Source organism: Streptosporangium sp. NPDC006930 (assembly GCF_040635605.1).
In the GTDB taxonomy this organism is placed as follows: Bacteria; Actinomycetota; Actinomycetes; order Streptosporangiales; family Streptosporangiaceae; genus Streptosporangium.
In genome coordinates this window covers 262,667-277,283 of the sequence record NZ_JBEYID010000002.1, presented here as the reverse complement: position 1 = coordinate 277,283, position 14,617 = coordinate 262,667, and the positions used below count along the sequence as shown (strand labels likewise).

The window sequence follows — 14,617 nt, the reverse complement described above, 5'->3', positions numbered from 1 at the left end:
TCCTTGCGGGTCCCCGGGAGAACCGGCTCCCGGCGCGACCGTCGGGACCACAGGGACAGGGATCTTCTCTCTTCGAAGCGACTTCGTGCTCGCGCTCGACTTCGGATGGCCGGCGTGCCGTCTCCCACGTGACCGCCGGCACATTGGGCGCGTCGGCTTTCCGGTGAGAGGTTGGTGAAATATTGCCGAGAACTTGGTTTCTCGATGCTCATGGGGTACGGGCTGAATGCTGCTCGCCTTCCCTACCGGTCAGTAGTAATGCCTAGGGTAGATGGGTAGATACCTCACGTAAGGCGACAAGACGCACCCCAGGGGGTCGCACAATGACGGCGCGAATGGGCACCGGACGACTTGGTCCTGCCGAGCGGTCCGCCGCACTGGCGCAGATGGGCGCTGAAGAACTCGACGTGGTGGTGATCGGAGGCGGGGTCGTCGGAGCGGGGGTCGCCCTGGACGCGGTGACCCGGGGGTTGTCCGTCGGGCTGCTGGAGGCGCGCGACTTCGCCTCCGGCACCTCCTCCAGGTCGTCCAAGCTGATCCACGGGGGTCTGCGCTATCTGGAACAGCTCAATTTCGAGTTGGTGAGGGAGGCGCTCCAGGAACGGGCCCTGCTGTTGCAGCGGATCGCCCCTCACCTGGTCAGGCCGGTGCCGTTCTTGTTCCCGCTGACGCATTACGGCTGGGAGCGGCCCTATGTCGGCGCGGGTCTGGTGCTGTACGACACGATGGGCTTCTCCACCGGGCTCGCGAGGGGCGTACCGGGCCACAGGCACCTGTCGCGCACGAGGGCGTTGCGGCTCGCGCCCGCGCTGCGCAAGACGGCGTTCTCCGGCGCGGTGCAGTACTGGGACGCCCAGGTCGACGACGCCCGCCATGTGATGACCACGCTGCGGACGGCGGCGATGTACGGGGCGAACGTCGCCTCGCGGGCGCAGGTGGTGGGTTTCCTGCGCGAGGGGGAGCGGGTCACCGGGGTACGGGGGCGTGACCTGGAGGGCGGCAGGGACTTCGAGGTGCGGGCCCGCCAGGTGGTGAACGCCACCGGAGTGTGGACCGACGACATCCAGGAGATGGTCGGCGGGCGCGGGCAGATCCACGTGAGGGCCTCCAAGGGCATCCACCTGGTGGTGCCGCGCGACCGGATCCACTCCCTCACCGGGATCATCCTGCGCACCGAGAAGTCGGTGCTGTTCGTCATTCCCTGGGGCCGGCACTGGATCATCGGCACCACCGACACCCGGTGGGAGCTGGACCGGGCCCACCCGGCGGCGTCGCGCTCCGACATCGACTACGTTCTCGACCACGTGAACGAGATGCTCTCGGTCCCGCTCACCCGCGAGGACGTCGAGGGTGTCTACGCGGGGCTGCGCCCGCTGCTGTCGGGGGAGTCGGAGGAGACGTCCCAGCTCTCCCGCGAGCACGTGGTGGCCCACCCCGTGCCGGGGCTGGTGATGGTGGCCGGCGGAAAATACACGACATATCGTGTTATGGCGAAGGATGCGGTCGACGCCGTGGCGCACGGCCTGGACCAGCGGGTCCCGCCCTCCTGCACCGATCGCGTCCCGCTGGCCGGGGCCGAGGGCTACCAGGCGCTGTGGAACTCCCGGCAGCGGCTCGCCCAGTCCTCCGGGCTGCACGTGGCCAGGATCGAGCACCTGCTCCAGCGGTACGGGTCGATGATCGACGAGGTTCTGGCGCTGGTCGAGCAGGACCCGTCGCTGGGCAAGCCGCTCACGGGGGCCGACGACTACCTGCGGGCGGAGGTGGTCTACGCGGCGACCCACGAGGGTGCCCGGCACGTGAACGACGTGCTGACCCGGCGTACGCACATCTCGATCGAGACCTTCCACCGAGGAGTGGGCGTGGTCCAGGAGACGGCCCAGTTGCTCGCCGGGCCACTGGGCTGGGACGCCGAGCAGATCAAGCGCGAGGTGGAGTACTACACCAAGCGCGTCGAGTCGGAACGCCTGTCCCAGGAGCAGGACACCGACCATGAGGCCGACGCCATCCGCCTCGGCGCCCCGGAGATCGTGCCGGTCGCCGTTCCCGAGACGGACCCCGTCTAGCCTCGGGAAACCGGGAACCGCCCCCGCGACGGAGGTCCTCGAACCGGGAGGTCCAGGAACCGGCCTCCGTGACGGAGAACTCCGGGCCGGGAGGTCCAGGAACCGACCCCGCGACGAAGGACCTCGAACCGGGGAATCCCGGAACCGGCATCGCCCGAGCCGGGAGGTCGCGGAACCGGCACCCGGGAACCGGGAGGTCCCCGGTGCCCGAGAAGCTCGGGCCCCGGGGACTCCGGGAGAGGGACTAGCGGGTGAAGGCCTGGAACTCGGCCGCGCGCAGGTGGTCCCTGGCGGGGCTCGCCGTGGCGCAGTCGGTGGCGGAGTTGGGGTCGGCGTCCTGTTCACCGGCGTAGACGGGGTTGCCGGTGCACTGGGTGGAGACGGTCCGCAGGGTGAGGTGGGTCGCGGTGGTCGTGGGGATCTTGAAGGACTCGATGAGCAGGTCGGCGCCGCGAGGACGCGGCCTGCGCGTCTCGAAGGCGTTGGACGGGCTGGTGTAGACGACCGAGAAGGACGCGGGTGACGAGCAGTCCTTCTTGGTGGCGTCGCAGGCCAGGACCTCGAAGGCGCGCAGGGCGCTGAAGCGGTTCTGGCTGCCGGGGTCGGCCGGGTCGCTCGGAGCGGGCGGCCTGAGCATGGCGCTGACCTGCACGCGGCGGATCTTCTCCGGCTTGGTGCCGGCCAGGTCCACGGTGACGGACCTGCCCTTGACCGGAGCGGTGAGCGAGGCCCAGTTCGTCGCCTCCGTCTCGTCGATCAGCTTGGCCTGGTTGACGCCGTCACCGGTCGCGGTCGCACCCAGCGCCGCCGAGGCGAGGTTCTTCGGCAGCGCGAGCGGCAGCGGCAGCTTCACGCCGGGCAGCACCGCGAACTTCACCCGGGTGTGCCCGAACCCGTTGCCCACGACCACGAAGTCGTAGATCCCCGGGGTCATCTCGACGGTGTCGCCGAGTTCGGTCGCCGGGTCGGTGTCGGCCACCGGCACGACGCGGCCCTCGTAGTCGCCGACGTACAGCCGGAGCGCCGCGTCCTTCGCCTCAAGCAGCGGCTTGAGCTGGATCCTGCCGTTCTTGCCGACCGGGTCGACGAAGCTCGGCGTCGGGTCGGGGTCGTTGCTCCCCGCGCTCGCCGCGCCCTGGCCGAGGCCGTGCTCGGCGAACGCGCGCCACATGATGGCCTGGTTCGCGCCGCCGAAACGGATCGCGTCGGCCGCGAGCATCGCGTCGCGGTGATCGACGTAGCTGACCGCGCCGGAGGCCATCAGCAGCAGCGCGTCGAAGGAGACCTGCGCCCAGCGACGGTTGCCCGGGCACTCCCCGAGCGGGGTCTTGCCCTCGGCGCACGCCTTCTGCTTGGCGGGGGTGCCCTGGCCGTACTTCTGGACGAAGGCCTTGCGCACGCCGTACTGGGTCGCCGACCAGATCTCACCGTCGGCGTGCACCTGCTGGCCGACGATGTCGTACGCGATGTCGCTGTAGTTCAGCGGGGACTTGGACATGTCGTAGTTGCGGATGCCCGCCTTCTTGTCGCCGGTGACGTAGCCGCCGGTGACGTAGGGGGTGTCGCCCGCGGGACGGTAACCGTACTCGGAGAGGTACTCCATCGCGAACAGGTCGGAGGTGCTCTCGTTCATCGCCCCGGCCTGGGCGCCGCTCCACCCGGCGTTCGGGCCGGCGATCATACGGCCGGAGATCGCGTGGGTGTACTCGTGCCCGATCACCGACATGTCGTAGTCGCCGTCCACGCAGGGCGAGTAGAACGAGCCCGCGATCGGCTGCCACATGTACATGTTGGTGATGGGGGCGACACCGTCGGGGCCGGTGATCTGGTTGGCGTTGTCGCGCACGCTGAGCACCCGGGCGCCCGCCTGGGCGTTGCCCTGCTCGGGGTCGCCGCCGAGGCCGCCGCGCTCGCCGTTGTCGTTCTGCATGTTCCAGGCGGTCTCGGTGAAGCCGAGCCGGTAGGACCAGTCGTGCATGCGGTTGTGCATGACGTGCAGGTTGGACATCGCGGCTTCGAGGTCGGCCTCGCCCGGCTGGTCCAGGACGGCCGGGTCGCACTTGGCGGTGTACCACCTGTTGGTCCACGGGTAGACGTAGTCGCGGCTCGGGGTGGCCACGTTGCCGCGGGTGCCCACGGAGAACGCGTCGCCGCTGGCCCGGTTCTCCACGGTCTTGGCGGCGTTGCCGACGCTCGTGTTCGTCGGGGTGTTCGTGGCGTGGTCGACGTCCCACGCCTTGCCGGTGGCCGGGTCGGCACCGATCACGTCGCAGCCGGGGCCCGCCTTGGCGCACCACGTCGCGCGGGTGTCGGTGGAGGAGTAGTCGGCGGGGGGATTGGCGGGGAACGCCTTCCACCTGGGGTCGTCCGGCGCGCTGTGGTGGTCCACCAGGTTCTCGCGGGTGAGGATCTCGCCGCTGACCGCGTCCACGTGCGTCGTGTACGCGGCGGGCTCGCCCTCGCCGCCGCCGATCAGGACGACCTGGAACGCGTTGTGCGTACCGTCGGGCGCGGGCACCGCCGTGGCGGTGACCTTCTTCACGGTGGCCGTGGCCAGGTCGATCCCGCCGTCCCTGGCCGCGATCTCCAGCGCCTGCTGCTCGGTGAGCCTGGCGGCGGGAGGCGCCTCGGAGGAACGCGAGAGCGTCGAGGTGACGTGGAGGACCTTGCCGCCCTTCACCCCGATCACGACCTGCCCGTCCACACCCGCGGGCAGGTCGCCGAACCTCTGCCGCAGCAGTACGGCGTACCCGCCGCCGATGGGGTTGGCGGCGATCTTCTCCAGTGCGTCCACGGCCTCGCCGGAGAGCCCGAAGAGGTTCTCGTTCGCCTTGAGGTAGGCCCGCGCCGCCCGCTCTGGGTCGGCGTCCAGGCCCTCGGCGAGGGGGGCGGAGTCGGTGATGACGGCCGGGGTGCCGAGGGCGTTCCACCGGATCGTCGCGGTGCTCGCGGTCGCGGATCTGGAGAGCGAGGCCGGGGGTGCGACGCTGCCGCGCCGGTTGTCCAGGTCGGGCTTGGCACTGTGTTCCGACTGGAAGTCGTGGGCCTTGGGAGGCCCACCGGGTTCGCTCTGGGCGATCCCCGGCAGGGGAATGAAGAGCGCCGCTGTGGCGGCGGCGATGACGGTAACGCGTGACCAGGGTTTGGTCGACACCGATCCTCCTGCGAAAGCTGGCCGTTGTCGGCCATGGCACACGCGGATCACGTGTGGTGGGCAAGAGGTAACACCGATTCAAGTGTCCTGACAAGATCTTGTAAAGGTGTGTATATCGGTGTTATAGGGACTTGTAAGGCAGATAAAAGGACGCGCCCCCGGCGGTGGGCCGGGGGCGCGATTCCGAGGCTTCGGGAGCCGGGCTCAGGAGAAGGGGATCCAGGCCTGGTCGGCGAGGTCCTTCATGTCGCTGACCTTGAGGCCCATGTCGGAGACCGTCCACAGGCTCTCGCCGATCACGACCGAGCGGCGGATGCCGGGATCATACGCGGCGAAGCGGGTGTTCTCCACCGGCTTGGGCCTGGGGTGGCTGATCGTGCCGGTCCTGGTGACCGCGGAGTCGTCGATCCTGAGGACCAGTGCGGTCCCGTTGGTCGGCTCGGGGCCTCCCCACGAGCTCAGCGGGAGGACCGCCATGCCCGTCCTGGCCCAGTACAGGAAGGCGTGCGGGTCCCACTCGGCTTCGGAGCCCGAGTCCTTCTGGAACATCTGCGACAGGCGGCGCGGGTTGGCCGGGTCGCTCACGTCGAACAGGGAGACCTGGGTACCGAGCGTACGGCCCTGCTCGCTCGCCTCCTGGCCCACGCCGATCAGCCGCCCGTCACCCGCCGGGTGCAGGTACGCCGAGTAGCCGGTGATCTTCAGTTCGCCCGTCTTCCTCGGTGCCGCGGGATCGCGCAGGTCGAGCGTGTAGAGCGGATCCACCTGCTTGAACGTCACCACGTAGCCCACCGGGCCGATGAAGCGGACCGAGTAGATCCGCTCGCCCCGCCCGAGCCCGCCGACCTCGCCGGTCTTGGCCAGGGTGCCGGCGTCGAGCACGTAGACGGCGCTTGAACTGTCCTGCCCGCTCGTCGAGGTGGTGGCGACCCGCAGGTGTCCCTCGTGCTCCGACAGGGAGTACTGGTTGAGCAGCCTGCCGGAGACCTTGCCCGAGGCGACGTAGCGGGGTGCCCCGGCCGCGGTGATGTCGAACCGGTGGACCTCGGTCTCCTCGGGAGGCTGCCGCGGGGTCGGCTCCGCCGTCGTGGTCGTCGTGGTCGTGGTCGTCGCGGGCACCGGGGTGGGCGAGGCGACGGTCGGTGCGGCGGGGTCACTCGGTGGGACCGTGCCGGTCACCGAGGGGTCGGGGACCGGTGAGGCGGGCGGCTCGGGGAGCAGGCTCGGGGCCGGCTCGGCGTTCGAGACGGACGCCGGGGTGACGGCGGGGGCAGGCGACGAGTTCGGGGTCAGGGTCGGCGTGGTGGTCGGTGCCGAGTTCGGGGTCAGGGTCGGCGCGGTGGTCGACGTCTCCGGGGCGGCGGTGACGGTCGCGGAGTCGGACGGCTCGGACGGTGCGGAGGTCGCGGGAGCGTCGTCGACGATCGGCAGGTCGACCGGTCGTGGCCACCACCAGCGCGGATTGCTCGCCACGTACAGGCTGGAGCCCGTCCCGTAGACGGTGTCGCCGTCGGCCGCGACGCTGATCGGGGACGTCTCGGCGAGCGCCCGCGACAGGTCGAGGCTGTGCACGGTCAGCATCGACGTCCCCGTGTACTCCGCGGGGTGGCTGACCTGGCCGCAGTCGACCGTACGGTCCGAGGTCACACCGTCGGCGGTCGTCAGCTCGTACTTCGGCAGCCACGCCTCGATCGGCGCCTTCGCGACGATCTCCGTGTTGCGCCGGGTGCGCTCGTTCTCCGACAGGTCGGGGCCGGGATCGGGGAACTCGATCCGCGGCTGGCTGCGGACCACGACGCGCACGGTCGAGCCGACCATCCTCGCGTCCACATGGGCGCCGTCGGGGGTGAGCGAACCGATCACCTTCGGCTTCTCCGACAGGTCGACGAGGACGTAGCGCGGTCCGGGGCTCGCCGCGCGCTTGGCCGTCGCGCCGTACGGGATGATCCCGCCGCCGGAGAACAGCACCAGCGCCCGGTCGCCGCTGACCAGCAGGTCGGCCGGGACCCACGCCTGCTCGGCGTCGACGAGCCTGAGCGTGCCGGTGACCTTCCTGGTCGCGGCGTCCACCACCCGCAGCACGCCGCGGTTCACGACGACGACCCGCTCGCCGTCGGTCTTCACCAGGTCGGGTTCGTCGACCCCGGCCTCGTGCGTGTTCGTGGTGGAGTGCTCGGGCGCGCCGGACGCGCTCTTGGCCGCGGCGTCGGAGGCGAGCGACCGCGCCTCCGCGTACATGATCGCGGGACCGCCGAGCCCCCAGGGGCCGACGTTCTCGGCCGTCGCCGCGCGCAGACCGGCCAGCATGTCGTCGCAGCCGCTGTAGGAGACCAGCTTGACGTTCCCCAGCTCGACCGGCGTCGTCGTACGACCCGCGGCGGTCTTCGGCTCCGTCGAGCTGCACGCCGTGGCGAGCAGGGCCGCGGCGAGGGTGACCGCGCCGGCCGTACGAATCGATGTCCTCATGCCCCTACGACGGATCGGGAGAGCACGCGGTTCAACACCGTGCTACTCGCCGGTAGTCACGACACGCCTCCCACGATTACGCTGCGAACATGGCCGTTCCCCCTGAAATGACACGGGCAGAGATGACACGGGTCCTCGACCCCCGCATGATCGAGCGCGTCCTACGGCACGTGACCTCCGGCGGCAGGACGCGGGAGATCACGGCGCCGTTCACCGGCGAGGTCCTCGCCGAGATGCCCGTCTCCACCGCCGACGACGTCCACGCCGCCCACGCCTCGGCGCGACAGGCACAGCGGGAGTGGGCGGCCAGGTCCGCGCGGGAGCGTGCCGAGCCGTTCCTGCGCCTGCACGACGCCATCCTCGACCGGCGCGAGGAGATCCTCGACGTGGTCCAGTGGGAGACCGGCAAGGCCCGCAGGCACGCCTTCGAGGAGGTCCTCGACGTCGCGGGCTGCACCCTGTACTACGCGCGGCGGGCCCCCGGCCTGCTGGAGCCGAAGAGACGGGCGGGAATCCTGCCCGTCGCCACCAGGACGGTCGAGACGCACCGGCCCCGGGGAACGGTGGCCCTGGTCTCGCCGTGGAACTACCCGCTCTCGCTCGGCGTCACCGACGCCGTCCCCGCGCTGCTCGCGGGCAACGCCGTGGTCCACAAGCCCGACACCCAGACCGCGCTGTCCACGCTGTGGACGATCGACCTGCTCGTCTCCCTCGGCATGCCCCGCGACATCTGGCAGGTCGTCCTCGGCGACCCCGCGGAGGTGGGCGAGGCACTGCTCGACGACGCCGACTACCTGGCGTTCACCGGCTCGACCCGGGCCGGCAGGAAGATCGCCGAGGAGGCGGCGAAGCGGCTGATCGGCTGCTCGCTGGAACTCGGCGGCAAGAACCCGATGCTCGTGCTCGACGACGCCGACCTGGACGCGGCCACCCAGGGCGCGCTGCGCGCCTGCTTCACCAACGCCGGGCAGCTGTGCCTCTCGGTCGAGCGGCTCTACGTCCACGACTCCGCGTACGACGCGTTCGTGGAGCGGTTCGTCCGGCAGGTCGGCAACATGCGGCTCGGCGCGGGACTCGACTGGAACGTGCAGATGGGCTCGCTCTCCTCCGCGAGGCAGCTGGAGGCGGTCGGCGCCCACGTGGACGACGCCGTCGCCAAGGGCGCCACGCTCCTCGCGGGAGGCAAGGCCCGCCCCGACCTCGGCCCGCTGTTCTACGAGCCCACCGTCCTGTCCGGCGTCGACGAGAGCATGGAGATGTGCCGCGCCGAGACCTTCGGCCCCGTCGTCGCGATCTACCGCTTCGGTGACGACGACGAGGCGGTCGAGCGGGCCAACGACACCGCGTACGGGCTCAACGCCTCCGTCTGGACCCGCGACGTGCCGCGCGGGCGGGCGCTCGCCTCCCGGATCAGGGCGGGCACGGTCAACATCAACGAGGGGTACGCCTCGGCCTACGCCTCCTACGACGCGCCCATGGGCGGCATGAAGTCCTCGGGCCTCGGCCGCCGTCACGGAACCGAGGGGCTGCTGAGATACACCGAGGGACAGACCGTCTCCAGCCAGGCGCCCTGGCTGGGCTTCGAACCGGTCCTCGGCATGGCGTACGAGAAGTACGCCGACACCCTCGCGACCGCCTTCAAGCTGATGAAGACGCTCCGCCTGAAGTGAGCGTCACCGGGCCGGTCGGGGCCGACGGAGGTCGTCGTTCGAAGGGAGCCGCCGTGTTCGACCACGACGTGCTGGTGATCGGATCGGGGTTCGGCGGGAGCGTCTCGGCGCTGCGCCTGACGGAGAAGGGCTACCGGGTCGCCGTGCTTGAGGCGGGCCGGCGCTTCGACGAGACCACGCTCCCCAGGACCTCCTGGCGGATCCGCGACTTCCTGTGGGCTCCGGCGCTGGGCCTGAAGGGCATCCAGCGCATCCACGTGCTGCGGGGCCAGAAGGGCACCGGCGTCATGGTCCTGGCGGGCGCCGGGGTCGGCGGAGGCTCCCTGGTCTACGCCAACACCCTCTACGAGCCGCCGGACGCGTTCTTCCAGGACGCCCAGTGGTCGTCCATCACCGACTGGAAGGCCGAGCTCGCCCCGTACTACGACCAGGCCTCGCGCATGCTGGGCGTGACGCTCAACCCGACCGTCACCCCGGCCGACGAGGTGGTGCGCGCGGTCGCCGAACGGATGGGCGTGGGCGACACCTTCCACCTGGCGCCGGTCGGGGTCTTCTTCGGCACCCCCGGCGTCGAGGTGGACGACCCCTACTTCGGCGGTGCGGGGCCGCGTCGCAAGGGGTGCACCGAGTGCGGCGAGTGCATGACGGGCTGCCGCCACGGCGCCAAGAACACGCTGGTCAAGAACTACCTCCACCTCGCGGAGCGGGCCGGGGCGAGGGTCTTCGCCGAGACCACGGTCACCTCGGTCGCCCCGATCGAGGGCGGCTACCGGGTCGAGGTGCGCAGGACGGGAGCGCCCTGGCGCCGCCGCGTCCTCACCGCCGAGCACGTGATCTTCGCCGCGGGGACGTACGGCACCCAGAGCCTGCTGCACCGGCTCAAGTCCTCGGGCGCGCTGCCCGGCCTCTCCGACCGCCTGGGCGCCCTCACCAGGACCAACTCCGAGGCGCTGCTCGGGTTCGAGCGCCTCTCGGTCACGGGGGAGAAGCTCAACCGGGGGGTGGCGATCACCTCCTCGATCCATCCCGACGCCCACACGCACATCGAGCCGGTCCGCTACGGCGACGGTTCCAACGCGATGGGCATGCTCCGCACCCTGCTCGTCGACGGAGGCGGCGCCCCGCGCTGGCTCAAGTTCCTCGGCGAGGCCCTGCGCGCGCCGCGTCGGGCCGCGAGGATGCTCAACCACCGCCGGTGGTCGGAGCGCGGCATCATCGCGCTGGTCATGCAGGCCAAGGACAACTCGATCACCCTGTCCTCGCGCAGGGGGGTGTTCGGCCGCGGGCTGCGCTCGGAGCGGGGCCACGGCGACCCCAACCCCACCTGGCTGCCGGCCGGTCACGAGTTCGTCCGGCACGCGGCCGAGGAGGTCGGCGGCGTGCCCGCGGGCTCCTGGCTCGACCTGTTCGACATCCCGGCCACCGCCCACTTCCTGGGCGGCTGCGCCATCGGCGCCGGACCCGACACCGGGGTGATCGACCCCTACCACCGCGTCCACGGCTACGAAGGGCTGCACGTCGTCGACGGCTCCGCGGTCTCCGCCAACCCTGGCGTCAACCCCTCCCTCACCATCACCGCACAGGCCGAGCGCGCGATGGCGCTGTGGCCCAACCGGGGAGAGCCCGACACCCGCCCCGCCCAGGGCTCCCCGTACGCCCGCCTCACGCCCGTCGCCCCGGCGAACCCCGCCGTCCCCGCCGCCGCCCCCGGCGCCCTCCGCCTTCCCATCGTCGACATCACCTGACGGGAGGCGCGGGGTCCCGCCCTGAGCACGGGAGCCGGACACGCATCAGTCGGCGGGTCGCTGGATGGGCTGGGTCTCGGTCCGGTAGATGAGGGTCGTCTCGACGTGCACGATCTCGGGCCGGATCAGGAACTTCTCCAGGAGCAGGCGGTGCAGGCGGTCGGCGTCGGCGACCGCCACGTGGACCAGGAAGTCCTGGGGGCCGGCCACATGGAACAGGGCGACGGTTTCCGGCAGGCCCAGGACGAAGGCCCGCAGCGGGTCGACGAGCTGGCTGGTGTGCGGCCGGACCCGCAGGGCGAGCAGCGCCTGCAGGGGGCGGCCGAGCGTCGCCGGATCGACCTCGGCACGGAAGGCGCCGATCACCCCGCGCCTCCGCAGGGAGCGCACCCGCTCCAGCGCCGTGGAGGGGGCGACGCCCACGCGTTCGGCCAGATCCTTGTTCGGGAGTCGCGCATCCTTCTGCAGCTCTGCCAGGATTCGCCGGTCCACCGAATCCAGTTCGACGTTCACCGGATTGACCTCCGTTGAATTTGGCTTGCGTGGCGAGTCATTGTGAATTCCACCAGTATCCCCGTGTGACCTGGAATGTTGAAAAATTCGTGAACGCGGCGACCGTGACCGTCGACGAGCTGGCCGCCTACGTCGACGAGAGCCAGCGGGGCGTGCCACCCGTGGTCGGCCGCAGACCCCCCGGTGAGCTGGCCGAGCGGCTCGGGCTCACCCGGTGGATCCGCGAGGGCGGGATGACCGTCGACGACCACGCGGAGTTCCTGCGCACCTACCTCGCCGAGGGCACGCGGCTGCACCATCCCGCCTACCTCGGGCACCAGGTCGCCGCTCCCGACTTCCCGGCGGCCCTCGCCGACCTCGTCCACGGCGTGAGCAACAACCCGATGGCGATCTACGAGATGGGTGCTTCGGCGGCGACGGTCGAGTTGGAGGTGCTTCGCTGGATGCTCGGCAAGATCGGTTTCGGCGAGGCGGGCGGCGGGGTGCTGACCCACGGGGGATCGCTGGCCAACCTCACGGCGCTGCTGGCCGCGCGGGCCTCGGTGGTCCCGGAGGCGTGGACCGAGGGCGTCCCCGGCGACCTCGCGCTGCTCGCTCCGGCGTCGTCGCACTACTCGCTCACCCGCGCCGCCGCGATCCTCGGCCTGGGGGAACGGGCCGTGGCGCCGTTGGACGTGGACGAGCTCGGCAGGATCGACGTCGCCCGCCTGCCCGACGCCCTGGAGCGGGTACGCAGGGCGGGGCGGCGGCCGATGGCCCTGGTGGCGAACGCCTGCGCGACCGGGACCGGCCTCTACGACGACCTGCGCGGGATCGGAGAGTTCTGTGCCGCCAACGGCGTCTGGTTCCACGTGGACGGCGCCCACGGCGCCTCCGCACTGCTCTCCGACGCATATCGCCACCTGCTCGACGGGATCGAGCTGGCCGACTCGCTGATCTGGGACGCGCACAAGATGCTGCGTACCTCCAGCCTGGCCGCGGCGGTGCTGACCCGGCGAGAGAGCGACCTGGACGCGGCCTTTCGGCAGCGGGCCAGCTACCTGTTCTACGGGGAGCAGGGCTTCGACCTCATCGGCAGGACCGTGGAGTGCAGCAAGGCCGAGCTGGGCCTGAAGGTCTTCCTCAACCTGGCCTGGCGGGGCGAGCGCGGCCTGGGCGAGTACGTCGCGCGTCAATACGCCGCCGCGCACCGCTTCTGGGAACTGGCCCGCGAGCGGCCGGGCTTCGAGTGCCCGTACGAGCCGGAGAGCAACATCGTCTGCTTCAGGTACGGCATCGGCGACCAGGCGGACATTCGTGAGCGCCTGATGGACGACGGCGCCTTCCACCTCACTTCGGCGGAGGTCGGCGGGGTCCGTCATCTGAGGGTCACCGTGATGGCCCCCGCCACGGACGACAAGACGTTTGACGCGCTGCTCGACCGGATTGCCGAATCGGAGGAGGCGACGGCCGGTCCCTGGTGAACTCCCGCGCGGAGAGCCGGGCAGGGCCTCACACGTTGACACGTGCACATGGTCCAACGGGCCGTTGGCGGGGTGAACCCGTCTCTGGAGAGCCGGGGCTCGCTGTGGCCGACTCCTCGGATCGGTTGTGACCGGTGCGTGAGGCCGCTCTCCGGGGAGTCCGAGGCGGGTCCGGCGGGTCTCAGCGGATGCCGGAGTCGGGGTGGGCGGCGTCCCAGCGGCGGCGCGACTCGGCGATGCCGTCGCGGTGCTCGGCCGACCAGTCGGCGAGGGCCCGCACCAGGTGGGTGAGGCTGTGCCCGGTCGGGGTCAGCTCGTAGTCGACCTGTGGCGGGACGACGGCGTGGACGGTCCTGGAGATCAGGCCGTCGCGCTCCAGGCGGCGTACGGTCAGGGTGAGCATCCGCTGCGAGATGCCGGGGATGGCCCGCTGGAGTTCGCGGAACCTGCGCACCCCCTGGGCCAGCTCCACGATCACCAGCACCGACCACTTGTCGCCGATCCGGTCGAGGACCTCACGGATGCCGCAGTCCTCGTCTCCGCAGGAGACGACCGGCTCCGTGGTTACCGCGGTGTGCCCCACTGACATCGAAGTGCCTCCTTATGCCACGCGTCCTGGTTATCGATGATGGACCCAGTTACCGAAGAGAACCACTCACACGGGGGAGATTCCATGATTCTCATGACAGGGGCGACGGGCGCACTGGGGCGGCTCGTCGCCGCGCGGCTGGCGGGGCGGGACGACGTGGTGATCGGCAGCCGCGCCCCCGAGGCGGTCCCCGCGGGGGCACCGAGCCGCCTGATCGACTTCGAGGATCCAGCCTCGCTGGAGGAGGGTTTCGCCGGAGTGGACACGCTGCTGCTGATCTCCGCGGGCTACGGTGAGGACGACGTGGTGATCGCCAGGCACGGCGCGGCGATCGAGGCGGCGGAGAAGGCCGGGGTCTCGCACATCGTCTACACCAGTCTCAGTGCCGCCGGTGACCACCTGGCCTACGCGCTCGCCCACCGCTGGACCGAACGCAGGCTCCGTGAGGGTGCCGCGAACTGGACGATCCTGCGCAACGGGCTCTACGCCGAGTTGCTGGCGACGCTCGCACCCGTCGTGGACGGCAGGATCACCGCGCCGCTGGGCTCCGGACGACTCGCCGCGGTGGCCCGCGAGGACCTGGCGGACGTGGCCGCCCTGGTCGCGACCGACGCCTCCGCGCACGCGGGCCGGACCCACGAGCTGGTCGGGGAGGAGGCGGTCGGCGGCGCGGAGCTGGCCGCCACCCTCACCGAGGCCACCGGAAGCACCGTCTCGTACGAGCCGAGCACCCTCGCCGAGGCCCGCGAGGCGTTCACCGGCCTTGGCCTGGCGTCCTTCCAGGTCCCGATGCTGGTGGGCACCTACTCCTCGATCGCGAACGGTTTCATGGACGGCACGGACAGCGACCTGCGAAGCCTGCTCGGTACGGCACCCCGCTCCGCCCTGGAGATCATCGCCGGAAAGTCGTCCTGATAGTGCCCACTCCCGGACTCGTCCGACCAGCTGGAC

General features: G+C 71.0%; 9 protein-coding genes. 5 read left to right on the top strand and 4 right to left on the bottom strand.

The genetic code is table 11. The annotated features are described in order from the left end of the window. Positions 1-335 precede the first annotated feature (335 nt). Positions 336-2,066, top strand: coding sequence for a glycerol-3-phosphate dehydrogenase/oxidase (locus ABZ664_RS04495; RefSeq protein ID WP_362502883.1), 1,731 nt, complete (start codon positions 336-338; stop codon positions 2,064-2,066). 244 nt (positions 2,067-2,310) lie between these two features. Here the strand turns inward: ABZ664_RS04495 and ABZ664_RS04490 are convergent, their stop codons facing one another. Together ABZ664_RS04490 and ABZ664_RS04485 are read right to left on the bottom strand one after the other, a co-directional pair. After that, positions 2,311-5,220 carry a M36 family metallopeptidase gene (locus ABZ664_RS04490; RefSeq protein WP_362502880.1) on the bottom strand — a complete coding sequence of 970 codons (2,910 nt, stop codon included), beginning with the start codon at positions 5,218-5,220 and terminating at the stop codon, positions 2,311-2,313. A gap of 204 nt (positions 5,221-5,424) precedes the next feature. Next, on the bottom strand, positions 5,425-7,686 hold the full coding sequence (locus ABZ664_RS04485) for a beta-propeller domain-containing protein (protein WP_362502877.1): 2,262 nt from the start codon (positions 7,684-7,686) through the stop codon (positions 5,425-5,427). Between the two features lie 122 nt (positions 7,687-7,808). On the opposite strand from ABZ664_RS04485, the gene ABZ664_RS04480 reads away from it, so the two are divergent. Beyond that, entirely contained in the window at positions 7,809-9,356 is a 1,548-nt protein-coding gene (locus ABZ664_RS04480) for a succinic semialdehyde dehydrogenase (protein ID WP_362502875.1), read from the top strand. A gap of 53 nt (positions 9,357-9,409) precedes the next feature. Next, positions 9,410-11,101 carry a GMC family oxidoreductase gene (locus ABZ664_RS04475; RefSeq protein ID WP_362502873.1) on the top strand — a complete coding sequence of 564 codons (1,692 nt, stop codon included), beginning with the start codon at positions 9,410-9,412 and terminating at the stop codon, positions 11,099-11,101. Between the two features lie 45 nt (positions 11,102-11,146). Here ABZ664_RS04475 and ABZ664_RS04470 read toward each other — a convergent pair whose 3' ends face one another. Then, positions 11,147-11,614, bottom strand: coding sequence for an Lrp/AsnC family transcriptional regulator (locus tag ABZ664_RS04470; protein ID WP_362502871.1), 468 nt, complete (start codon positions 11,612-11,614; stop codon positions 11,147-11,149). 65 nt (positions 11,615-11,679) lie between these two features. Here ABZ664_RS04470 and ABZ664_RS04465 point away from each other — a divergent pair, with 65 nt between their 5' ends. Beyond that, complete coding sequence (locus ABZ664_RS04465) at positions 11,680-13,077, top strand: pyridoxal-dependent decarboxylase (RefSeq protein WP_362502868.1); 1,398 nt, start codon at positions 11,680-11,682, stop codon at positions 13,075-13,077. A gap of 181 nt (positions 13,078-13,258) precedes the next feature. Here the strand turns inward: ABZ664_RS04465 and ABZ664_RS04460 are convergent, their stop codons facing one another. Next, complete coding sequence (locus ABZ664_RS04460) at positions 13,259-13,666, bottom strand: helix-turn-helix domain-containing protein (protein ID WP_362502865.1); 408 nt, start codon at positions 13,664-13,666, stop codon at positions 13,259-13,261. 84 nt (positions 13,667-13,750) lie between these two features. On the opposite strand from ABZ664_RS04460, the gene ABZ664_RS04455 reads away from it, so the two are divergent. Further along, positions 13,751-14,581 (top strand): NAD(P)H-binding protein, encoded by an 831-nt coding sequence (locus ABZ664_RS04455; RefSeq protein ID WP_362502862.1) that lies wholly within the window; start codon positions 13,751-13,753, stop codon positions 14,579-14,581. Positions 14,582-14,617 lie beyond the last annotated feature (36 nt).